Origin of the sequence: Mycobacterium sp. (assembly GCF_052145595.1) — a bacterium.
Classification (GTDB): domain Bacteria; phylum Actinomycetota; class Actinomycetes; order Mycobacteriales; family Mycobacteriaceae; genus Mycobacterium.
In genome coordinates, this window is the sequence record NZ_JBKQOI010000272.1 from 1 (window position 1) to 21444 (window position 21444).

22 protein-coding genes are annotated in these 21444 nt (G+C 65.3%); 11 read left to right on the top strand and 11 right to left on the bottom strand.

Annotated elements, in window-relative coordinates:
* Positions 1-95: 95 nt before the first annotated feature.
* Positions 96-824, bottom strand: coding sequence for a hypothetical protein (locus tag ACLP4W_RS23490; RefSeq protein ID WP_442389797.1), 729 nt, complete (start codon positions 822-824; stop codon positions 96-98).
* A 174-nt stretch (positions 825-998) separates the two neighbouring features.
* Here ACLP4W_RS23490 and phoP point away from each other — a divergent pair, with 174 nt between their 5' ends.
* Both phoP and ACLP4W_RS23500 read left to right on the top strand, forming a co-directional pair.
* On the top strand, positions 999-1718 hold the full coding sequence (phoP, locus tag ACLP4W_RS23495; protein ID WP_442389798.1) for a two-component system response regulator PhoP: 720 nt from the start codon (positions 999-1001) through the stop codon (positions 1716-1718).
* Between the two features lie 52 nt (positions 1719-1770).
* Complete coding sequence (locus ACLP4W_RS23500) at positions 1771-3213, top strand: sensor histidine kinase (RefSeq protein ID WP_442389799.1); 1443 nt, start codon at positions 1771-1773, stop codon at positions 3211-3213.
* Here the strand turns inward: ACLP4W_RS23500 and ACLP4W_RS23505 are convergent.
* Positions 3201-3605: an HIT family protein gene (locus ACLP4W_RS23505; protein WP_442389800.1), complete on the bottom strand. Its 405-nt coding sequence runs from the start codon at positions 3603-3605 to the stop codon at positions 3201-3203. The genes ACLP4W_RS23500 and ACLP4W_RS23505 overlap by 13 nt on opposite strands.
* A 203-nt stretch (positions 3606-3808) precedes the next feature.
* Between ACLP4W_RS23505 and ACLP4W_RS23510 the strand changes: the two genes are divergently transcribed.
* On the top strand, positions 3809-5203 hold the full coding sequence (locus ACLP4W_RS23510; RefSeq protein ID WP_442389818.1) for a hypothetical protein: 1395 nt from the start codon (positions 3809-3811) through the stop codon (positions 5201-5203).
* Between the two features lie 5 nt (positions 5204-5208).
* Here ACLP4W_RS23510 and ACLP4W_RS23515 read toward each other — a convergent pair whose 3' ends face one another.
* From ACLP4W_RS23515 to ACLP4W_RS23555, 9 genes are all read right to left on the bottom strand, one after another.
* Positions 5209-5655 (bottom strand): ketosteroid isomerase family protein, encoded by a 447-nt coding sequence (locus ACLP4W_RS23515; protein WP_442389801.1) that lies wholly within the window; start codon positions 5653-5655, stop codon positions 5209-5211.
* A 15-nt stretch (positions 5656-5670) separates the two neighbouring features.
* A complete protein-coding gene (locus ACLP4W_RS23520) occupies positions 5671-7704 on the bottom strand; it encodes an FAD-dependent oxidoreductase (protein ID WP_442389802.1) in 2034 nt (677 codons plus the stop codon).
* A gap of 34 nt (positions 7705-7738) precedes the next feature.
* Positions 7739-8866: an NDMA-dependent alcohol dehydrogenase gene (locus tag ACLP4W_RS23525; RefSeq protein WP_442389803.1), complete on the bottom strand. Its 1128-nt coding sequence runs from the start codon at positions 8864-8866 to the stop codon at positions 7739-7741.
* 155 nt (positions 8867-9021) lie between these two features.
* A complete protein-coding gene (locus tag ACLP4W_RS23530) occupies positions 9022-9573 on the bottom strand; it encodes a nuclear transport factor 2 family protein (protein WP_442389804.1) in 552 nt (183 codons plus the stop codon).
* A gap of 6 nt (positions 9574-9579) precedes the next feature.
* Positions 9580-9798, bottom strand: a complete 219-nt coding sequence (locus ACLP4W_RS23535; protein ID WP_442389805.1) for a ferredoxin — start codon at positions 9796-9798, stop codon at positions 9580-9582.
* A 12-nt stretch (positions 9799-9810) separates the two neighbouring features.
* Entirely contained in the window at positions 9811-11163 is a 1353-nt protein-coding gene (locus tag ACLP4W_RS23540) for a cytochrome P450 (protein WP_442389806.1), read from the bottom strand.
* Positions 11160-11984 carry an SDR family oxidoreductase gene (locus ACLP4W_RS23545; protein ID WP_442389807.1) on the bottom strand — a complete coding sequence of 275 codons (825 nt, stop codon included), beginning with the start codon at positions 11982-11984 and terminating at the stop codon, positions 11160-11162. Before ACLP4W_RS23545 ends, ACLP4W_RS23540 begins: the two co-directional genes overlap by 4 nt.
* Positions 11985-13202, bottom strand: a complete 1218-nt coding sequence (locus ACLP4W_RS23550; RefSeq protein ID WP_442389808.1) for a cytochrome P450 — start codon at positions 13200-13202, stop codon at positions 11985-11987.
* Positions 13199-13852, bottom strand: coding sequence for a TetR family transcriptional regulator (locus ACLP4W_RS23555; protein ID WP_442389809.1), 654 nt, complete (start codon positions 13850-13852; stop codon positions 13199-13201). Before ACLP4W_RS23555 ends, ACLP4W_RS23550 begins: the two co-directional genes overlap by 4 nt.
* Before the next feature lie 234 nt (positions 13853-14086).
* On the opposite strand from ACLP4W_RS23555, the gene ACLP4W_RS23560 reads away from it, so the two are divergent.
* The 8 genes from ACLP4W_RS23560 to ACLP4W_RS23595 all read left to right on the top strand — a co-directional run.
* On the top strand, positions 14087-15565 hold the full coding sequence (locus ACLP4W_RS23560; RefSeq protein ID WP_442389810.1) for an aldehyde dehydrogenase: 1479 nt from the start codon (positions 14087-14089) through the stop codon (positions 15563-15565).
* An 18-nt stretch (positions 15566-15583) separates the two neighbouring features.
* Positions 15584-16333 carry an SDR family oxidoreductase gene (locus tag ACLP4W_RS23565; RefSeq protein ID WP_442389811.1) on the top strand — a complete coding sequence of 250 codons (750 nt, stop codon included), beginning with the start codon at positions 15584-15586 and terminating at the stop codon, positions 16331-16333.
* The gene (locus ACLP4W_RS23570; RefSeq protein ID WP_442389812.1) at positions 16330-17187 is read left to right on the top strand and encodes an NAD(P)-dependent oxidoreductase; all 858 of its coding nucleotides are present in this window, start codon (positions 16330-16332) and stop codon (positions 17185-17187) included. The genes ACLP4W_RS23565 and ACLP4W_RS23570 overlap by 4 nt, the downstream gene beginning before the upstream one ends.
* A complete protein-coding gene (locus ACLP4W_RS23575; RefSeq protein WP_442389813.1) occupies positions 17188-17625 on the top strand; it encodes a carboxymuconolactone decarboxylase family protein in 438 nt (145 codons plus the stop codon). It begins immediately after the preceding gene.
* A 228-nt stretch (positions 17626-17853) separates the two neighbouring features.
* The gene (locus ACLP4W_RS23580) at positions 17854-18390 is read left to right on the top strand and encodes an XRE family transcriptional regulator (protein ID WP_442389814.1); all 537 of its coding nucleotides are present in this window, start codon (positions 17854-17856) and stop codon (positions 18388-18390) included.
* Positions 18391-18487: 97 nt separating this feature from the next.
* Complete coding sequence (gene purD, locus ACLP4W_RS23585) at positions 18488-19756, top strand: phosphoribosylamine--glycine ligase (RefSeq protein WP_442389815.1); 1269 nt, start codon at positions 18488-18490, stop codon at positions 19754-19756.
* A 122-nt stretch (positions 19757-19878) separates the two neighbouring features.
* Entirely contained in the window at positions 19879-20613 is a 735-nt protein-coding gene (locus tag ACLP4W_RS23590; protein WP_442389816.1) for a TetR/AcrR family transcriptional regulator, read from the top strand.
* The coding region (locus ACLP4W_RS23595; RefSeq protein WP_442389817.1) for an alpha/beta hydrolase family protein at positions 20610-21444 on the top strand (835 nt) is incomplete at its 3' end. The genes ACLP4W_RS23590 and ACLP4W_RS23595, both read left to right, overlap by 4 nt.

Here is a 21444-nt window from a genome sequence, read left to right on the forward strand (position 1 = left end):
CCTGTCAGGATTGAACTGACGACCTTTCGCTTACAAGGCGAGTGCTCTACCACTGAGCTAAGGAGGCCGGGTAAATCGGGTGCAAGCCTAACGGGTCATTCGTCGCCTTCGATGATGCGCTGGGAACGCGCCGGACGTGACGATGGGCGCCGTCCGGGGCGCCAGCCCGGCAGCGGGATGCGGTCGGCAATGCTGCTCAGCGGGTTGACCACCATGGTGAGCGAGATGACGGCGTCTTGCAGGGTCGAGATGGCGGGCTCCAGCGCCTCCATCCCGGGTGTGAGTCGAGCCAGGGTGTCGGCGACGTCGGCCAGCTGGTCCAGCGGACCATTCCTGGCGGTCAGCTTGTCGACCAGTCCACCTTCAGCGAGTAGTCGCTGAGCCAGCCCGTCCTCGGACAACACCCGCTCTATCAGCCCGTCTTCGGCAAGCAGCTGATCGACCAGTCCATCGGGCTGCAGCGTCCGCTGCAGCCCGCCGCCGTCCGCGGTCAGCCGATCGAGCAAACCGCCCTCGGAGGTGAGCAGGTCGACCACCCCACCCGGGCGCAGCAACCGGTCGATCGGCCCGTCGGGCGCCACGGCGCGCCCCAGCGGCGCGTCGTCGTCCAGCAGCTTGGCCAACCGGTTGGCGCGCATGACCGCGTCGTCAATCCCCAGCATGGAGGCCACCGCGTTCGTCCCGGAGTCGCCCCGGGCCTCACCCAGCGCTCGCTTCGCCACGCCCACCGCCACCGAAGCGACGTTCAAGCTCGCATCGGCGGCGGCAAGCCCGGCCCGCGCGGGAGCGGTCGCCAGCGACACGATGCTTTTAGCGAAGTTCATGCTCAAGAGTCTATTCGCGACGGCCCCGACAAACCCGTACGGTTCCAAGCCGACGCAATGAATCCTGCCAGGCTGTTAGCAGTTGGTTGGCATGGAGCTTCCAGGAATCACACAATAACTTGGAAGGCAACGTTCAAAACAACGGCGTTAAAATCGAACGACGGAAGTGACCTCATGACAGCGGCAACCCCAAGCGAAACCAAACCAGAGGCTCGCGTCCTCGTGATCGACGACGAGGCCAACATCGTCGAGCTGCTCTCAGTGAGCCTCAAGTTCCAGGGTTTTGAGGTCTACACCGCGACCAACGGAGCGCAGGCCCTGGACCGAGCCCGTGATGCCCGCCCCGACGCGGTGATCCTCGACGTGATGATGCCCGGGATGGACGGCTTCGGGGTGCTGCGGCGGTTGCGGGCCGACGGCATCGACGCCCCGGCGTTGTTCCTGACGGCCCGCGACTCCCTGCAGGACAAGATCGCGGGCCTGACGCTGGGCGGCGACGACTACGTGACGAAACCGTTCAGCCTGGAGGAGGTCGTCGCCCGGCTGCGGGTCATATTGCGCCGCGCCGGCAAGGGCGGAGCGGAGCCCCGCAATGCCCGCCTCACGTTCGCCGATATCGAACTTGACGAAGAGACCCACGAAGTGTGGAAGGCCGGGGAACCGGTATCGCTGTCGCCGACCGAATTCACGCTGCTGCGCTACTTTGTGATCAACGCGGGCACGGTGCTGAGCAAGCCGAAGATCCTCGACCATGTCTGGCGCTACGACTTCGGGGGTGACGTCAATGTCGTCGAGTCCTACGTGTCGTATCTGCGTCGCAAGATCGACACCGGGGACAAGCGGCTGCTGCACACCTTGCGTGGGGTGGGCTATGTGCTGCGGGAGCCGCGCTGAGCACACGCTCAGGCATTCGGCGAAGTAGCGAGCGCTAGCGAAGAGTATGGAAATGGCCAATCAGGTTCGACGCGGATTACCACTGCGGGTGGGTTTGGTCGCCGCCACGCTGGCGCTGGTGGCCTGCGGCCTGGCGGTCTCGGGGGTCGCTGTCACCTCGATCCTGCGTCACAGCCTGATCAGCCGGATCGACCAGACGCTGCTTGACGCGTCCCGCAGCTGGGCGCAGGCCCCGCGGCGGCAGTCGCCGCCGCCCTATGAAGGCCCGGACGCCGGTCGGCCGCCGTCGAAGTTCTATGTGCGGGGTGTGGGCACCGACGGCACCCCGTTTACCGCCATCAACGACCGCAACGGCGAACCGGCGCTGCCGCCCGACAACGACGTGGGTCCCAATCCGACGACGCTGCCCTCGGTCAACGGCTCCAATATCCAGTGGCGAGCGGTGTCGGTGCGCGGTCCGCATGGGTTGACAACCGTCGCGATCGATCTGTCCGACGTCCAGCACACGCTCAGCTGGCTGGTCTGGTTGCAGATCGGGATCGGGGTGGCGGTGCTGGTCGTGGTCGGGATCGCCAGCTTCGCGGTGGTGCACCGCAGCCTGCGGCCGCTGACAGAGGTCGAACAAACCGCGGCCGCGATCGCCGCGGGCCAACTGGATCGCCGGGTTCCCGAACGTGATCCCCGAACCGAGGTGGGCCAACTTACGTTGGCGCTCAACGGAATGCTCGCCCAAATCCAGCACGCGATGGCTTCTTCGGAGTCTTCGGCCGAGAAGGCCCGCAGTTCCGAGGACCGGATGCGACGGTTCATCACCGACGCCAGCCACGAACTGCGCACCCCGCTGACGACCATCCGCGGCTTCGCGGAACTGTACCGCCAGGGGGCTGCCCGCGACGTGTCCAAGCTGCTGTCGCGGATCGAAAGCGAAGCCAGCCGGATGGGCCTGCTGGTCGACGACTTGCTGCTGCTGGCCCGGCTGGACGTGCAACGACCGCTGGAGCACCATCGAGTGGACTTGCTGGCGCTGGCCAGCGATGCCGTGCATGACGCGGAGGCGATCGACCCCAAGCGCATCATCACCATGGAGGTCTTCGACGGTCCCGGCACCCCGGAGGTGCTCGGTGACGAACCGCGGATTCGGCAGGTGTTGAGCAACCTCGTCGCGAATGCCTTACAGCACACCCCGTCGAGCGCCGACGTCACCGTGCGGGTCGGCACCGATGGCGACGACGCGGTGCTTGAAGTTGTCGACGAGGGTCCCGGGATGAGTCAGCAGGATGCGTCGCGGGTGTTCGAGCGGTTCTATCGCACCGACGCGTCGCGGGCGCGCTCCAGCGGCGGCACCGGACTGGGGCTGTCCATCGTCGACTCGCTGGTGCGCGCCCACGGAGGCGATGTCGGCGTGACGACCGAGCTCGGCGAGGGGTGCTGCTTCCGGGTCACACTGCCCCGCGTGAGCGATGTGCCGGCGCCCGAGCCGGCTCACGCCAGCTGAGCCAGGGCCGCCTTGATCTTGGCTTGCGCCTCGTCGAGGGATTGCGGTGACGGGTTGCGGTCGACGTTGGCGAACCCGAAGTCGCTCAGCCTGCGGGTCGGAAATACGTGGACGTGCAAATGGGGCACCTCCAGCCCCGCGATGATCACGCCCGCCCGCTCGGTTTTGAACGCCTTGCACACGGCCTTGCCGATCAGCTGACTCACGGCCATGATGCGGGCGAACGTCACGCCGTCGACGTTCTGCCACTGATCGATCTCGGCTCGTGGCACCACCAGCGTGTGTCCTTGTGTCATCGGCTCAATCGTCAGGAACGCGACGATGTCGTCGTCCTCGTAGACGAAGCGGCCGGGGAGTTCACGGTTGATGATCTTGGTGAAGATCGACGCCATGGGCCCAGCATAGGTTCGTCGAAATTGGCGCCATGGTCGCGGTTGCCACCGCGCCGCCTCGAAGCCGAATCGTTAGCGCGGTGTTGCAACTTCGTTCCACGGCCCCGGGAAAATTCTTGTGACCCAATTCACTCCGAAGGGGCCTTAAGGGGGAAATTGTGCGGCGGTTTCCGGTGGCATTGCTGGCCGCCTGCGCCGTGGCCATGATCCCGCCGGTTATCCCGGGAGTTGTCCCCTCAACCGCGCGGGCGGCCAGGGCGTGGGGGCCGCTGGCGCCGCCCAACCCGTTCATGGCGCCGTTGGGCCTTGCATCGCTGCACAACGACGCCGAATCGTCGGACGCGGGACCACTTCCCGGACCCGGCGCACACCTGAATGCGATCTTCGGGTACACGCTGCTGGCGGCCTGCCCGACGATCATGCAGGGCACCGACGGCCTGGTGTTGGCGCTCTGCACCACCGACATCGGCCAGACCCCGACCATCTTCCTGATCGATCCCGGCGGCCTGGTTCCGCGCGTCATCCCGCTGGCCAGCCTGCAAGTGGCCAAGGGCAGCCTGCTTGGCGGCGTCTACGCCTATCTGGACAACAACAACCAGTTGGTCATGATCGATGGAACCAACCACCTGCTGCGCGTCTCGCACGCCATGGACGGGCAAGGCTGTTGGAAGCTGATCGTCACCGAGTCCACCGACCTGTCCGGCGCGATACCGTCCGGCGACAACTCCGTGGGCCTGGTCCCCGACTATGCGGGCAACGTCTGGTTCGCCACCGGCAACGGCGTCGTGGGGGTGGTCAAGCCCGGCGGCGGCGTTACCACGCTGCAGCTGCCCGCCGGTGAACAAGTGGCCAACAGCATCTCGTCGGCGCCAAGCAGTCGCGTCGCGGTCGCCACCACCTTTGCCCTCTACGAGCTGAACCTCAACATCGCCGGCAACCCGCAAATCCTTTGGCGCGCAGCCTATGACCGCGGGCCCGCCCGCAAGCCCGGACAACTGAGTTGGGGCACCGGCTCCACCCCCGTCTACTTCGGCCCGGCCACCGGGGCCGATTATCTGACGATCGTGGACAACGCCAGCCCCCAGGTGCACGCGCTGGTCTACCAGTCAGGGACCGGCCAATTAATATGCGAACAACCGGTTTTGACCCAGGGCGGGCCAGGCAGCGAGAACGCGCCGATCGGGATCGGGAACTCGGTGTTCGTCTCCAGCACCTACGGGTACCCGTATCCGGCGGTTCCCGCGGGCGCGCCCCCGGCGGTTCCGGCCAAGGCGCCGTTCGTCGGCGGGATGACCCGGGTGGACGTCGACAACCCCGGCTGTCACACCGTGTGGGAGAACAACGTTCGCAGCGCGGCACTACCGCACCTGTCGACCGCGGACAGCTTGCTCTACACCATCACCCGGATCGGGTTCTACCAAACCTCACCGCTAGACGTCTTCGCCTACGCCGTCATCGACCCCAACACCGGGAAAACGTTGTGGGAGCAACCGAAATCGGCCACCATCCTCAGCGATCCGCTGCAAACTCCCACGATGGTCCTGCTGGACCACAAGATCATGCAGGGCAACATCACCGGACTCGGGCGCATCGGCTGACCGGCTCATTCCTCCTTGCCGAATTTCATGACGTCGAGGTTCCAATACCCGCGCATGTTGGTGATCAGCCCCGCATCGTTGACCTTGTAGGTGAACACCCCGCGCACCGTGCTGGTGAACCCGCCCTCGAACTTGCTGTGCAGCAACAGGATATGAGCGATCTCGTCGGGCGAACTGGACGGAAAGGTCTCCTCGCAGGTGATGGTCAGCTGGTTGGCCGCGATGTTGTTGTCATAGAAGGCGGCGACGCCTTCCTTGCCTTTGACGCCGTCACCGTCGGGGTTTGTGACGGACTTGCCGATCGGGTCCTCGACGACGACGTCGTCGGCCATCAGCGCCAGCCAGCCCTCCCGATCGTGTGCTTGCACGCACCGCCACGAGGATTGCGACGCGGTCAATGCCGGGGAGGCCTGAGATTCCTGAGATGCCTGAGATTCTGTGGTTTCGGTCATGTGTTTCTCCTGTCTCTAGATCGCGCACGCGGCGCGTGCGCCCTCTTCGGTGGCTTTGCGGATTAGACCAAGGCCGCTGCAGTCGCCGGCGGCGTGCACATCGGCGCCGGGCATCGCGGCGACCAGGGCGTCGAACAGGCTGGTGTCGGGTTCGACCGTTCCGGCGATGACGACGCCGTCGGCGTCCAGTTGCCGTGAGGTGCCACCGGCGGGCGTGAACACCACGGACCGGGGCGTAATGCGCTCGACGGCCGCCCGGACGTGCACGGTGACGCCAAGCCGGTCGAGGCGATCCATGTGCTCGGTCTTGCGCTTGTTGCCCACTTCCGGGGCGATGTCCTTGCCTGCCTCGAGTATTGACACGAGCCGGCCGCGGCCCGCCAGGAATTCGGCGAGCTCGAGGGCGACCAGGTCGCCGCCGATGATGGCGACGCGCCGACCGACCGGCATCCACGCCCGGGTGGCGAGCCGGACCGCGGCGGGGCGTACCAGCCGCTGCCGCCAGCCGGCCAGCAGCGAAGCGCCCAGCCGCTGCCAGGCCGGGTCGGTGGATTCGGCATGGCCGCCGAGCAATTCGCGCAGCCCGGGCCCGGTGTGCACGTGCGGCAGGTCGGCGCCGGGAATGGCCGGCACCGCGACGTGGCCACCGGTGGCCACCACCACCGCGTCGGGTGCGGCCTCGACCACGTCGTCCGCCGAAACGGTCTGGCCCAGATGGACTTTGGTTGTGCTGAGTTTGATCTCGTCGCGCAGGTACCGCAGGAACGGGTGGTTCTCCGGATGCAGAACCGACGCCCAGCGCAGGGCCCCGCCCAGTTGGCCACTGCGCTCGAAAAGCGTGACACGGTGGCCGCGTTGGGCGGCAACACGGGCGGCCTCCAGGCCGGCCGGTCCACCGCCGATCACCACCACACGCTTGGCGCGGTCGGCACGAGGCGCGGCCAGTTCACGCTCCTTGCCGGTGCGCGGGTTTACGGCGCAATCGACGGAGAAGCGCTGTTCCATTGCGTCAATGCAGTTTTCACAGGAGATGCACCTGCGCACCCGGTGCGCTTGGCCGGAAAGCAGTTTGCGCGGCAGATCGGGGTCGGCCAGCAGCGGACGTCCCATCGCGATGAAATCGGCGCGCCCCTCGGCCAGGATCCGTTCGGCCCGAACCGGGTCGTGGATCCGGCCGACGGCGATTACCGGCACGTCCACCGCCTGCTTGACCGCGGCCGCGGCGCCCACGTTGACTTCGTCACCGTCGTTGGCACCGTTGACCATCCCGGTGACGAGCCGATCGATCACGCCGCCGCTGACGTGGAACGCGTTCGCGCCGGCGGCCACCAGTTCGGGTGCGATCCTCGCGGTTTCGTAGATCGGCCTTCCTCCGGCGACCCGTTCGTAACCGGAGAGGCGCAACGTTATCGGCAGGGCGTCGCCGACCTCGGAGCGAATCGCGGCCAGCGCCTGTAGCACCACCTGCACCCTTCCGCGTGCCGAGTCGCCCCGATAGTCATCGGTGCGCCGATTGCGTTGTGGAGCAAGGAAAGAGCCCAGCAGCATGTAGCCGTGCGCGGCGTGCAACTCGATGCCGTCGTACCCGGCCTCGGCGGCGCGCCGCACCGCGGCCTTGAACAGGTCGAACACCTCGGTCAGCTGCTGCTTGGTGATTTCGGCCGACGGACGCCCGGTGAGGTAGGAGGGGATCACCGACGGCCCCAGCGACGTGACACCGAAGATCTCCGGTCCCAGGCCGTCGGGCCCGGCGTGCACGATCTGGGGTTGGATCTTGGCCCCGTGTTCGTGCACCACCTCCACCAGCGCCCGGTGCGCGTCGACGGCTTCATCGGTGGCCAGGTGCAAACCACCGGGAGTCTCGGGGTGATGGTGGTCGACTCCCGTGGCGCCCAACGTGATCAGGCCCACGCCGCCCTTGGCGCGGGCGGCGAAGTAGTCGCGGGTGCGCTGTGACGGCAGCCCGTCGCGGGTGCCGTACATCGTCTCCATGGGAGACATGACCATCCGGTTGCGCACCGTCATGGCGCCGATTCGCCCCGGCGCCAACAGATGCGGGAAGCTGGCCAGGACGGCGCACCTCTTACCGATCGGCGTCCGTATAGCGGATCACGCCGCGAATGTTCTTGCCATCCAGCATGTCCTGGTAGCCGTCGTTGATCTGCTCGAGCCGGTACTGGCGGGTGATCATGTCGTCCAGGTTGAGCTTGCCGGCCTTGTACATCGACAACAGTTGGGGGATGTCGTACTGCGGGTTGCCGCCGCCGAAGATGGTGCCCTGCAGGTTCTTCTGCATCAGGGTCAACATCGCCAGGTTCAGGGTCACATTGGTGTCCAGCAGGCTGCCGATGGCGGTCAGCACGCAGGTGCCGCCCTTTTGGGTGATGTTCAGGTAGCTGTCGACGTCGGCGCCGTGCAGCTCGCCGACTGTGACCACCACTTTGTGGGCCATCAGTCCGTAGGTGACCTCGGCCATGCCCATCAGGGCGGCGTTGATGTCGGGGTAGACGTGGGTGGCGCCGAACTTCAGGGCCTGATCGCGCTTCCACTCGACCGGGTCGATCGCGAAGATGTAGCGGGCGCCGGCGTTGACGGCACCCTGCAGCGCCGCCATGCCCACCCCGCCGACACCGACGATGGCGACGTCTTGGCCCGGCCGGATGTCGGCGGTGCGGACCGCCGAACCGTAGCCGGTGGTGACGCCGCAGCCAACCAGCGCGGCCACCTCGAACGGGATAGACGGGTCGATCTTCACCACCGAGCTGCGGTGCACGACCATGTACGGCGAGAACGTGCCCAGCAGCGTCATGGGGAAGACGTTTTGGCCGCGGGCCTGGATGCGGAACGTGCCATCGGATACCGCGGCTCCGCCCAGCAGCCCGGCCCCCAGATCACACAGATTGCGCAGGCCCGCCTGACATGTGGGACACGTCCCGCAGGACGGGATGAACGACAGCACGACGTGGTCGCCCGGGGCGATGTCTTCCACGCCCGGCCCAACCTCGGTGACGATCCCCGCACCCTCGTGTCCGCCGAGCACCGGGAAGCCGGCCATCGGGATGCCGCCGGTGACCAGGTGATGGTCGGAGTGGCACATGCCCGCCGCTTCCATCTGGATCTTGACCTCGTGGGCTTGCGGGTCGCCGATCTCGATTTCCTCGATGGACCACGGCTGGTTGAACTCCCAGATCAGTGCGCCTTTTGTCTTCATGAACAACCTCCACTAGCAAGCCCTGACCCGAGTGCTCGGCGAAAGGGGCCGGCCGGGGCCGGACGGAAATTTAGAACGTGTTCTCGTTCGGGGACCATTATGACCTGCGTCACCACGCAGTAAACAACAGGGGAGCGACAACAGGTGCCGGGGAATCACCAAATGGGTGCCGGGGCCTGCCCCAGCGGGTAGTAGCCTGGCAGCCTCTCGCCGGCCAGGCTGCGTTCGATACGGCGCTGCATGCCGGGACTAAGATCACCGGATTCGATGAGGGTCGCGAACATCTTCGAGACGTGACCGAAGTCGAAGAAGTCGCGCTGCCACTCGATCTTGCCGTCGGCGTTGAGGCGGAACCAGCTGCCGCCGATGCCGTAGATCTCGTCCTGGGTGCCGTCGGACTTGTTGACGATCTGCTTCCAGAAGCCGACGATCTCCCCCTGCTTATCGTCGATGAGCACCTTTTGGTACTCGTACACCCAGTTCTCCAGACCCTCCATCTCCAGGCCCAACGCGATGTCGCGGATCTCGTCGATGCCGACGCACATCACATCTTCCTTGGGTCCGATGTTCCAGCCGTAGGTGGCGTCGTCGGCGTAGAAGTCGGCCAGCGGCTTCCAGTCGCCGGCGCGCTCCGCCTCGCGGTTGGCCTCCAGCCAGCGGTCGACCCATGCCTCTAGGTCCTCGCGTGAGTGTGACGACTGCGACATGATAAGTCAGTCTCCCTTGTCTTCTTTGATGGATAGTGCTCGGGTAGGGCAGGATTCGACCGCCCGCTGGACCTCGTCGCGGGCATCTTCGGGCGGTTCGGGGTCGATGATCTCGACCTTGCCCCGCTTGGGCACCCGAAAGTAGTCGGGCGCCTCGAGTTCGCACATGGCGTGGCCCTGGCACAAATCCAGATCCGCCTCGATCCTGAATCCTTGTGAGCCCATGAGTCTTAATCCTTACGCGCTGCGCTTGCGGTAGCGCACCTTGGCGGGCCGGGCCAGCTGCACGACCATCTTGGAGTGGTCGTTGTGGTAGCTGTCGGCGGGCTGCGCCATCTCGAACTCGTACTCGCGCAACAGAACCGAGAAGATCGCCTTGATCTGCATCTGCGCGAACGCGGCTCCGACGCAGCGGTGCCTGCCGGCGCCGAACGGGATCCAGGTCCATCGGTTGACCAGATCTTCTTGCCGCGGCTTTTCGTAGCGGTCCGGGTCGAAGGAGTTCGGATTCGGGAAGTCCTCGGGAATCCGGTTGGAGATCGCCGGGGAAGCCGCGACGAAGTCGCCTTTGTGAATCGGGTAGTCCGCAACCTCGAATTCGCCCTGGGCCACCCGCATCAGGATGATCAGCGGTGGATGCAGGCGCAGGGTCTCCTTGAGAACGTTGTCCAGCTTCGGAATCTGCCGCAGCGCATGGAAACTCACCGCCTGGCCGTCGGCGTAGAGCTCGTCGAGTTCCTTGACCACCTGCGCATAGACGTCGCGGTGGCGGATCAGCTCGATCAACGTCCACGACGAGGTGCCCGAACTGGTGTGGTGCCCGGCGAACATCAGCGAGATGAACATGCCGGTGATCTCGTCGGCGGAGAAGCGGGGATTGCCGTCCTCGTCCTTGATCGACACCAGCACGTCCAGCATGTCGCGGTCGCTCTTGTCCTTGGGGGGGTTGGCGATGCGCTGGTTCATCACGCCCTGTACCAGCTCGACCAGGCCGACGCGCGCCTGATCCCGGACCCGGAAGCTCTCGATGTCCAGGTAGGCATCGACGTAGCACAGCGGATCGGTGCCTCGCTCCAACAGGTGGTAGTACTCGGCGAAGCGATGGTCGAGCTGATTGCGGAACTTCACCCCGATCAGGCACGCAGTCGAGGTGTAGATGGTCAACTCGGCGAAGAAGTCGAGCAGTTCGATCTCGCCTTCGTCGCCCCAGTTGGCGATCATTTTCCGGACTTCGTTCTCGATGGTCGCCGCGTGACCCTTCATGTGCTCGCCCCGCAGCGCGGTATTGTGCAGCATCTCGGCGCGCCGTTCGGGGCTGGCGTCGAACACCACCCCCTTGCCGAAGATCGGCGTCATGAAGGGATACGCCTCGGCCTGGTCGAGATCCTCATCGGCGGAACGGAAGAAGAATTCGTTGGCTTCGGCGCCGGACAGCAGGATGACGTGCTTGTCGGCCAACTGGAACCAGCCGACGTCCCCGCACTCGTCGCGGACCCGCTGCATCAGCGCGATCGGGTCGGTGCGGAATTCTTCCAGATGACCGTGCTCTTCTTCGCCGCCGGAAACCCGCGGCACGATGGCGGTTGTCATGAATCCGTGGCTTTCTCATCGAGTTTGAGTTGCTGACGTTCTTTTGTCGTCGTCAAAGGCGCCTCGGGCTGCAGTTCCATGTTGACCACGAAGCCGCCCCTGGGCGTCTCGGCAACGAACGTGATCGCCCGGGCGAGATCGGAGGGCCGTAAGAAGTAGTCATGGCGCGCCTGACCCCACTTCGCCCAATCCTCCAGCGCCGGTCCGATCGCCTCGGCGGGCAGACTCCAGCCCATCGCGGTCTTGGTGGGGCCGGGATGCACGATCGAGGCGCGCACGCCGGTGCCCTCCAGCTCCATCTGCAGGTTGGTGACCATCGCCACCAACGCCGCCTTCGCGGCACCGTAGGCACCCATGTGCGGGCGCTGGCGCAGCGCGACATCGGAACCCACGAAAATGAGGTCGCCGCGTTGACGCTCGACCATGCCCGGTAGCACCGCATTGGTCAGCCGGTTGGCCCCGATCAGGTGGATCTGGATTTGCGATTCGAAAGCCGCAGTGTCGATTTCGTGCAATCGTCCGAAATAGGTATCGCCGGCCCCGGCGACCATGACCTCGATGTCGCCGAGCTGCTCGGTGGCCTGGTGCACGAATCCTTTGACCGATTCGGCGTCGGTGACATCGAGCGGCAGCGCGATCGCCTCGCCTCCGTCGGCGCGGATCTTCTCGGCGATCTCCTGGCACTTGTCGACGCGTCGTGCGCCCAGTGCCACCGGAAAACCATGGGCGGCAAGCTCGACGGCGGTGGCCGCTCCGATACCCGATGATGCGCCGGCGACGATCGCGGGCCTGCGCGCAGGATGTGGTTCGAAGCGGGGCATTCAGGACACCTCCACGCTGATCGGCAGGTGGGCGAACCCTCGGACATTACTGGAGTGGACGCGGACGGCGTTGGCCTCGTCGACCTCGTAGCCGCGGATTCGCTTGAACAGTTCGGTGAGCGCCACCCGGGCTTCCATCCGAGCCAGATGCGCTCCCAGGCAGAAGTGTGCGCCGCTGCCGAAACTCAGTAATTTGGGCCCGATTTCGCGGCCGATGAGGAAGTCGTCAGCATTGTCAAAGGCTCGCTCGTCGCGATGGGCCGAACCGGGCAGCAGCAACAGGATGTCGCCCTCGGGGAGGGTGGTGTCGTAGAGCGTGAGCTCCCCGGACACGGTGCGGGCCAGGATCTGGCTGGACGTGTCATATCGCAGGGTTTCCTCGACCCACAGCGGCACCCGAGACAGATCGGCGTAGACCGGGGCCAGTTGGTCGGGATTCTTGTAGCCCCAATAGGCGGCATTGGCAAGGAGTTTGGTGGTGGTCTCGTTGCCGGCGATCACCATCAGGAACATGAACCCGAGGATTTCCTCGTCGGTGAGCCGGTCGCCGTCGATCTCGGCATCCAGCAGCGCCGAGGTCAGATCATCGGCCGGCTTCTTGCGACGCTCGGCGATCATCTGCTGGTAGTACACGATGAGGTTGATCGACGCCTCGATCGCCGACGCCGGCACGTCGGTGACGCCCTCTTCGCGGTGCATGACGCCGTCCGCCCACGCGCGCAGCTGGGCGCGGTCCGGCTGGGGGACGCCCATCAGCTCGGAGATGACGTCCATGGGCAGCTTGCCGGCGAATTCGTCGACGTAGTCGAGGATTCCGCCGCTTGCCTTTTCCATCATCGCGTCGAGGTGCTGCACCGCGATCTCGGTTACCCGCGACTCCAGCTCACGAATCCGCCTGGGCGTGAATCCTTTTGACACCAGGGTGCGCAGGCGCAGGTGCGCGGGGTCGTCCATCGCCAGAAACGACATGGTCTTGGCGGCATGCGGTCCCCGCGATGCCGGATCCAGTGAAACCCCGTCGCGGTTGGACAGCGTTGTGCTATTGCGGAATCCCTGATGCACGTCGCGGTGCCGTGACACGGCCCAGAAGCCGAGCTCTTCGTTGCGGTACAACGGTGCCTCGTCGCGCAGCCTCTTGTAGTACGGGTACGGGTCTTCGTGGAAGTCGTAATCGTAAGGATCCAGGACCACCTCGTGGTCGCCAACGTGCACGGTCATCGCTGGGTACCTACCTCGGGGCTGAGCGGTTGGTTTGTCTCTCCGGCTCCGGTGAGGATGAGCCGGACCACATAGGCAAGCCGGTCGGCGATCTCGCGGTAGGTGAGTTCGCCGCTGCCGGCCTGAACGAGTGCGCCGAAAAAAGACATCTCCAGCGCGGACACGGCGGTGGGGTCGGCGTTGGGACCCATGGCAGACGTGATGCGTCGGTGGATCTCTGCGCCGATCCGATCGCGCGCGGCGCGCACCGCCGGATCGGCGCCACCGCTGAGCAACGCCGTCGTGCATGCGGCGCTGACCTCGGGTTCGTCGGCCACTACCAGGGCCAGATGGCGCAACACCTGTTCCACCCGCACGGGCATGGGGTCGTTCACGTCGGTGAAGTAGGGGACGTGCCGGACCAGGTCGAGGTAGACCTCGGCGATCAGGTGGTTCTTCGACGAGAAGTAGGTGTACGCGGTGGCCGGGGCCACTTTGGCGCGGGCCGCCACCGCGCGCACCGTCAGGTCGGCGTAGGACTTCTCGCGCAGGGTTTCGATGCCCGCGGCGAGCACCTTGCGGAAGGTCTCCTCCTGGCGGCGGTTGCGCAAGGGTGCTCCGGTCTGGCGCTCGGCGTGAGATGCGATCGTAACCAGTGCATCGCTGGACACATGTCCAAGCTATCGGATGTTGGCGATGATAAGCAAGCATGATCGGTAAATATGCTGGTTAATCAGGTACTTAGGCGCTCTTATGGCCCGCTGCCGAGATCGGCTCTTGCACCTACGGCAACGCGAGGGATATGGTTCGTTACGGCAATATCGGACAAGTGTCCACCTATTTTGCTGGGCTTGTGCGGGTCGGTTGGCCCCTCGATTTGCCATGACTAGGCGGGAGCGAAACATATGGCCCAAAGCACTCTGTTGGCCGACGGCGTGAGCGCACTGTTCATCGACGGCAAACTGTCGCCCGGCAGTGCGGGGACCTTCCCGACGATCAATCCGGCAACCGAGGAGGTGCTGGGAGTCGCCGCCGACGCCGACCCCGACGACATCGGCCGCGCCATCGATGCCGCGCGGCGCGCCTTCGACGACACGGACTGGTCCCGCAACACCGAATTGCGGGTGCGGTGTGTGCGGCAGCTGCGCGATGCGATGCAGGCGCACACCGAAGAACTGCGCGAGATCACCATCGCCGAAGTCGGCGCGCCCCGGATGCTCACCGCCGCTGCCCAATTGGAGGGCCCGGTCGCCGACTTGAGCTTCGCGGCCGACACCGCCGAGTCTTACGAGTGGAATCAGGATCTCGGTCAGGCGTCGCCAATGGGAATCCCGACCCGGCGCACCATCGCGCGGGAGGCCGTGGGAGTCGTGGGCGCAATCACGCCGTGGAACTTCCCGCACCAGATCAATCTCGCCAAGCTGGGGCCCGCGCTGGCCGCGGGTAACACCGTCGTGCTGAAGCCCGCGCCGGACACGCCATGGTGTGCCGCGGTGCTCGGCGAGATCATCGCCGAACACACCGACTTTCCGCCCGGAGTGGTCAACATCGTAACTTCCAGCGACCACAGCCTCGGGGCGATGCTGGCTAAAGACCCTCGGGTAGACATGGTTTCGTTCACCGGCTCGACGGCCACTGGCCGTAGCGTGATGGCCGACGCCGCCGCGACGATCAAGAAGGTGTTTCTGGAGCTGGGCGGCAAATCGGCGTTCGTCGTGCTCGACGACACCGACCTGGCCGGGGCGTGTTCGGTTTCGGCGTTCACCGCATCCATGCACGCCGGACAGGGTTGCGCGATCACGACCCGGCTGGTGGTGCCGCGGGCCCGCTATGACGAGGCCGTCGCCATCGCCGCGGGCACCATGGGGTCGATCAAGCCCGGCGATCCCACCGAACCCGGCACCGTCTGCGGCCCTTTGATTTCGGCCCGGCAGCGGGACCGGGTGCAGGGCTACCTCGATCTGGCGATCGCCGAAGGCGGGACGTTCGCCTGCGGCGGTGGCCGGCCCGCGAACAAGGAAGCCGGTTTCTTCATCGAGCCCACCGTGATCGCGGGCCTGACCAACGATGCCCGACCGGCCCGCGAGGAAATCTTCGGACCGGTGCTCACCGTGGTCGCTCACGACGGCGACGACGACGCATTGCGCATCGCCAACGATTCGCCATATGGCTTGTCGGGCACCGTGTTCAGCGCCGACCCGGAACGGGCCGCGAAGTTCGCCTCGCGTATGCGGGTGGGTACCGTCAACGTCAACGGCGGCGTCTGGTATTCCGCGGACGCGCCGTTCGGTGGTTACAAGCAGTCCGGCAACGGCCGCGAGATGGGCCTTCTCGGCTTCGAGGAGTACCTGGAGGCCAAAATCATTGCCACAGCAGTCCAGTGAGACCCTCGAGAGGAAAACATGCGGTTTGAAAATAAGGTCGCCATTGTCACCGGGTCTGGTGGCGGCATCGGTCAGGCGTATGCCGAGGCGCTGGCCCGGGAGGGCGCGGCAGTTGTCGTGGCCGATATCAATGCAGAGGCCGCCGAAGGCGTCGCCAAGCAGATAGTCGCCGACGGTGGCACGGCGATCAGCATCCCGGTCGACGTTTCCGATCCCGAGTCGGCCAAGGCGATGGCGGATCGCACGCTGGCCGAATTCGGCGCCATCGACTACCTGGTCAACAACGCGGCCATCTTCGGGGGCATGAAGCTGGATTTCCTGCTCACCATCGACCCCGAGTACTACAAGAAGTTCATGAGCGTCAATCTCGATGGCGCACTGTGGTGCACCCGCGCGGTGTACAAGAAAATGTCCAAGCGCGGTGGGGGCGCGATCGTCAACCAGTCATCCACCGCCGCGTGGCTGTACTCGAACTACTACGGCCTGGCCAAGACCGGCATCAACGGCTTGACCCAGCAGCTCTCGCGCGAATTGGGGGGCCGCAACATCCGGATCAACGCGATCGCTCCCGGCCCCATCGACACCGAGGCCAATCGGACCACAACCCCGAAAGAGATGGTCGACGACATCGTCAAGGGTCTTCCGCTGTCACGGATGGGAACGCCTGCGGATCTGGTCGGGATGTGCCTGTTCCTGCTGTCCGACGAGGCTTCGTGGATCACCGGGCAGATTTTCAATGTTGACGGCGGACAGATAATTCGGTCATGAGTCAAGAATTGAAGCTCGGATACATCGGCCTGGGCAATATGGGAGCGCCGATGGCCAAACGTTTGGTCGACTGGCCCGGCGGGCTAAGCGTTTACGACGTCCGGGCCGAAGCGATGACGCCGCTGGCCGAAGCCGGCGCGACGCTGGCCGACAGTGTGGCCGACGTTGCCGCCGCCGACGTCATCAGCGTCACCGTCCTCAACGACGCTCAGGTGCGAGAGGTGGTCGGCGAGCTGGCGGCCAACGCAAAGCCCGGCACTGTCATCGCGATCCACTCGACCATCAGCGACACCACCGCCGTCGAACTGGCCGGCGAGCTGAAACGGCAAGGCATCCACATCGTCGACGCGCCGGTCAGCGGCGGCGCCGGTGCCGCCGAGAAGGGCGAACTCGCCACCATGGTCGGCGCCGAACGCGAGGTGTACGAACGGATCAAGCCGGCATTCAAGCAGTGGGCGTCGATGGTCATCCACGCCGGCGAACCGGGCGCGGGGACAAGAATGAAGCTGGCCCGCAACATGTTGACGTTCACCTCTTACGCCGCCGCGTGCGAGGCCATGAAACTGGCCGAGGCGGCCGGGCTGGATCTGCAGGCGCTGGGCCGGGTGGTGCGCCACACCGATGCGCTCACCGGCGGGCCGGGGGCGATCATGGTTCGCGACGATATGAAAGACCTTCAGTCAGACCACTTCTTGTACCAGCCGTTCTTGCACACCCGCGGGTTGGGGGAGAAGGATCTGAGTCTGGCGCTGGCCTTGGGCGACGCGGTGTCGGTCGACCTGCCGCTGGCCCAGGTGGCATATGAGCGGCTGGCGGCCGGCCTCGGCGTACCGCACACACAGAAAGAGGCGTAAATGGAAGAACGGCGCCGCAAGGGCCTCGAAAAGATGAACGAGGTGTACGGCTGGGAGATGCCCAACATCGAGGGTGACGCGTACTTCGATCTGACCGTCGATCACCTGTTCGGCACCATCTGGACCCGGCCGGGGCTGTCGATGCGCGATAAGCGCATCATGACCCTGACGGCGGTGACCGCGGTCGGAAATCGCGACCTGGCCGAGATCCAGATCAACGCCGCGCTGCTCAACGGGGAACTCACTGAGACCGAACTGAAGGAGATGGCCGTCTTCCTCACCCACTATCTCGGGTTCCCGCTTGGTTCGGCGCTCAACGGCGCTGTCGACACCGTCGTGGCAAAGCGCAAGAAGGCCGCGGCGAAGGGAGCCGCAGAGGACAAGAAGGCCAACGTGGATGCCGCGCTCAAGATGCACTCGGGGAATACTCTCGACTAACACTCGGGAAACACTCTTGACTAACACGATCGCTATCGTGCGAAACGCGTTGTTGCTCAGTCGAATTGCGTTCGCAGGTCTTGCAGCTGCCGCTGAACTCACGGTTGTACAGCGGCAGCAGCAATGAATATTCTCAAATCCCAGTGTTTGTCGCCTGATGCCTAGTGCGCGGGAGGCCGACGAGCCACAGCCGGTCTGCAGAGAAACATTAGGAGGGTCGAGGGCGGTATGGCGAAGGACAACCCGGACGAGGGTGAAGCCCCGATCATCGTCGGCATGGCCGAAGCGGCGATGCACATGTACGTAACCGCCATCGACGCATTGCCCGATGCTGACGACGAAGAGTTCAGGCCTCGAGTCGAGGTCATTCTCTCTGGCTTGCGCAAGCTGCGGAAGACGCTGACCGACGCGGCAACCCGCAACAGGCTCACTCCCCGGGTCATCGTCGCTCTGAGCGAAGCCCGTCAGTGCTACGACGATTTGATGGAACGCGCCGCGGCGGCGCCCGGGGCCACGCTGGGCCAGCAACTCTATGTGGCTCGCCTGTACGCCAGACTCTCGGCAAAGGAGACCGCCAACGGAGCCGGACTGCGCGCGGACCTGCTGGACGACCTGGAAGCCGGTGAGATACCGACCGAGGATGAAGCAGTCAAAGTCAAGAACCTGATCGAGGCTCTCGGCGGTCATGGCGGACCCGCAACCAACGGCAGCGAAGGTGAGCACGAGCGGTTGGCCGTGGAGTCATTCGACGAATCGGTGGCCTGAGGTTCGGTCTAAAAGCCTGCCTTGATGACTATCCGACTTTCCCCACGTGTGCGGGTGCTGTAGGCGCGACGCATTTGCGCGGCTAGTCTGACGTGTCGTGCGCGTATTGGTGATCGGTTCCGGTGCCCGTGAACATGCGCTGCTGCTGGCGCTTCGCAAAGACCCACAGGTGACAGGGTTGGCCATCGCTCCCGGCAACGCCGGCACCGCCCGGTTGGCCGAGCAGCACGACGTCGACATCACCTCGGGCGAGGAGGTCGTCGCCCTGGCACGCGAAGTCCGGGCCGCCATGGTGGTCATCGGTCCCGAGGTGCCGCTGGTATTGGGGGTGGCCGACGCCGTCCGCGCCGCCGGCATCGTCTGCTTCGGACCCGGTAAGGACGCTGCCCGCATCGAGGGCTCCAAGGCTTTTGCCAAGGAGGTCATGGCCGCGGCCGGTGTGCGGACGGCGGCTAGCGAAATCGTCGACAGCCCGGCGCGTTTGGATGCAGCGCTGGACAGGTTCGGACCACCGGCCGGTGACCCGGCCTGGGTGGTCAAAGACGACCATCTGGCCGCCGGTAAGGGCGTGGTGGTGACTCCGGACCGCGGTGCCGCGCGCGCTCACGCCGCCGGGCTGCTCGAGGCCGGCCATCCGGTGCTCTTGGAGTCGTATCTGGATGGCCCCGAGGTGTCGCTGTTCTGTGTCGTCGACGGCCGCACCGTGGTGCCGCTGTTGCCCGCGCAGGACTTCAAGCGTGTTGGCGACGGCGATGCCGGACCCAATACCGGCGGGATGGGCGCCTATGCGCCGGTGCCGTGGCTTCCCGACGACGTGTGCCAGGACGTGGTCAGCCACATCGTCGAACCCATTGCGGCCGAACTGGTCCGGCGTGGAAGTCCGTTTAGCGGCTTGCTGTACGTCGGACTCGCGATCACCGCGAAAGGGCCCGCGGTGGTCGAATTCAATTGCCGCTTCGGCGATCCGGAGACCCAGGCAGTGCTGGCACTGCTGGAATCGCCGCTCGGGCAGCTACTGTACGCCGCGGGGACCGGCGCGCTGGCCGACTTCGGCGAGCTGCGTTGGCGTGATGGTGCGGCGGTGACGGTGGTGCTGGCCGCCGAAAACTATCCGGGACGCCCCCGGGTCGGAGACGTTGTGGTCGGGTCTGAAGCCGATGGGGTGCTGCACGCCGGAACTGCGCGGCGCGACGACGGCGAGATTGTCTCGTCGGGCGGCCGGGTTCTTTCGGTGGTGGGCACCGGCGCCGACCTGGCCGCCGCCCGCACGCAGGCATACGACATTCTGAGCTCAATCCGATTGCCTGGCAGTCATTTCCGAAGCGACATCGGCCTGCTGGCCGCGGAGGGCAAGATCCACGTTTAGACGACGACGCACCCGGTAAGGGCGCGATGATCGTTGGAAGCCGCGGTGTCTTGACTGCGGTGGCGAGCTGAGTCAGAATCAGATTAATAAACCAACCGTCGGTCTAAGTATTGGTGGAGTCGATGGCACGAACGGTTAATGTCGCAGAGCACGCCGCCCGCCGCGACGCCGTCCTGGATTCCGCGCAACGGTTGGTCCTGTTGAAGGGCTATGAGCGCCTGACGGTCCAGGATCTTCTGGATGATTTGCGGATTTCCAAGGGCGCCTTTTACCACTATTTCGATTCCAAGCCGGCGGTGATCGAGGCCCTGACCGAGCGGCTGGTCAGCGACTCGGTGCGGGCGCTCGCCCCGATTGTTGCGAACAATAGGTTGGCGGCCCAGGAGAAGTTGAGACGCTTCTTCGACGAGATCATCCGCTGGAAGTCCGCTCGTCAGAACCTGTTTGTGGCGATGTTGCCGGTTTGGTATGCGCCCGAGAATGTTGCCTTCCGGTTGCGGGTTCAGTTGGCCGTGGCAAAACGACTGGCGCCGCTATTGACGGCGATCGTGCGTCAGGGTGTCGATCAGCGTCGGTTCGTCACCGCCTATCCCGAGCAGGCAGGCGCGATCATCGTCACCCTGGTTCAGGCGCTGCAGGACGCGATCGCCTACCAACTGATGGCGGTGGCGTGCCGTTCACCGGACGCACCACGCACCAGCGAGATAGTGGCCACCTACGGGGCGCACATCGAAGCGATCGAGCGCTATCTGGGTGTCTCGTCCGGCGCGCTGTACCGTGTCGATTCCCGGGCGGTGAACAGCTGGATCAACGCGCTGCGACGAGCCGACACAACGGTGAGGAACGGGACGCGATGAAGGTTGATTTCGCCAACAAGACCGTGGGCGGGTTCAATTTCGAATTCGTCCGCGGATTGTCACTACAGTCTGCTGGCGCAGCAGAATACGGCGAGTGCATGGACACCATCGGACGCGTCGAGGACAACAACTTCGAAAGCTGGATCACCCAGTGGGCCGCCACCGCCGACCGGGTTGCCGCCTTCGCCGACGGCGAAACGCGGGTCGGCAACCGCGTGAACGCCCGCGACGCGTTCCGGCGGGCAGCCAACTACTACCGCATGGCCGTGTTCGACGCCGCGCACACCGACGCTCGGCACACCCAGCTCTGGCAGCGCAGCAAGGACTGCTTTCATCAGATGATCTCGTTGATGGACACTCCCGGCGAATGCATTGACATCGATTTCGAAGGAGCCCGGCTGCCAGCCTATTTCGTGTCAGGAGGTGACGGTCAGCGTCCCACGCTGATCGCGCTGGGTGGCTTTGATTCCACCATCGAGGAGCTATATTGCTGGATCGGTGCCGCTGCTGGGGCTCATGGCTGGAACTGCCTGATGTTCGAGGGCCCCGGGCAGTGGGGCGCGCTGAAGGCCAACCCGGGCTTGATTTTTCGGCCTGACTACGAAAAGCCGGTGGGCGCGGTGGTGGATTACCTGTGCACGCGCTCCGATGTCGATTCCGGCAAGCTGGCCATCATCGGATACTCGATGGGTGGCTACCTGGCGACCCGGGGTGCGCTCGACCAACGGATTCGCGCCTGTATCCCCAACTCGCTTGTCGTCGACTGCGGCGCGGCCGCCCGGGCCGGGATGAAGGGACTGCTCAAGAACACCACGTTCATGGACGCTGCGT

Bases quoted from the DNA above. Each gene is read 5' to 3' on its own strand.
- ACLP4W_RS23490 (WP_442389797.1), bottom strand. From the start codon at position 824: ATGAACTTCGCTAAAAGCATCGTGTCGCTGGCGACCGCTCCCGCGCGG.
- phoP (WP_442389798.1), top strand. From the start codon at position 999: ATGACAGCGGCAACCCCAAGCGAAACCAAACCAGAGGCTCGCGTCCTC.
- ACLP4W_RS23500 (WP_442389799.1), top strand. From the start codon at position 1,771: ATGGCCAATCAGGTTCGACGCGGATTACCACTGCGGGTGGGTTTGGTC.
- ACLP4W_RS23505 (WP_442389800.1), bottom strand. From the start codon at position 3,605: ATGGCGTCGATCTTCACCAAGATCATCAACCGTGAACTCCCCGGCCGC.
- ACLP4W_RS23510 (WP_442389818.1), top strand. From the start codon at position 3,809: ATGATCCCGCCGGTTATCCCGGGAGTTGTCCCCTCAACCGCGCGGGCG.
- ACLP4W_RS23515 (WP_442389801.1), bottom strand. From the start codon at position 5,655: ATGACCGAAACCACAGAATCTCAGGCATCTCAGGAATCTCAGGCCTCC.
- ACLP4W_RS23525 (WP_442389803.1), bottom strand. From the start codon at position 8,866: ATGAAGACAAAAGGCGCACTGATCTGGGAGTTCAACCAGCCGTGGTCC.
- ACLP4W_RS23530 (WP_442389804.1), bottom strand. From the start codon at position 9,573: ATGTCGCAGTCGTCACACTCACGCGAGGACCTAGAGGCATGGGTCGAC.
- ACLP4W_RS23535 (WP_442389805.1), bottom strand. From the start codon at position 9,798: ATGGGCTCACAAGGATTCAGGATCGAGGCGGATCTGGATTTGTGCCAG.
- ACLP4W_RS23540 (WP_442389806.1), bottom strand. From the start codon at position 11,163: ATGACAACCGCCATCGTGCCGCGGGTTTCCGGCGGCGAAGAAGAGCAC.
- ACLP4W_RS23545 (WP_442389807.1), bottom strand. From the start codon at position 11,984: ATGCCCCGCTTCGAACCACATCCTGCGCGCAGGCCCGCGATCGTCGCC.
- ACLP4W_RS23550 (WP_442389808.1), bottom strand. From the start codon at position 13,202: ATGACCGTGCACGTTGGCGACCACGAGGTGGTCCTGGATCCTTACGAT.
- ACLP4W_RS23560 (WP_442389810.1), top strand. From the start codon at position 14,087: ATGGCCCAAAGCACTCTGTTGGCCGACGGCGTGAGCGCACTGTTCATC.
- ACLP4W_RS23565 (WP_442389811.1), top strand. From the start codon at position 15,584: ATGCGGTTTGAAAATAAGGTCGCCATTGTCACCGGGTCTGGTGGCGGC.
- ACLP4W_RS23570 (WP_442389812.1), top strand. From the start codon at position 16,330: ATGAGTCAAGAATTGAAGCTCGGATACATCGGCCTGGGCAATATGGGA.
- ACLP4W_RS23575 (WP_442389813.1), top strand. From the start codon at position 17,188: ATGGAAGAACGGCGCCGCAAGGGCCTCGAAAAGATGAACGAGGTGTAC.
- ACLP4W_RS23580 (WP_442389814.1), top strand. From the start codon at position 17,854: ATGGCGAAGGACAACCCGGACGAGGGTGAAGCCCCGATCATCGTCGGC.
- ACLP4W_RS23590 (WP_442389816.1), top strand. From the start codon at position 19,879: ATGGCACGAACGGTTAATGTCGCAGAGCACGCCGCCCGCCGCGACGCC.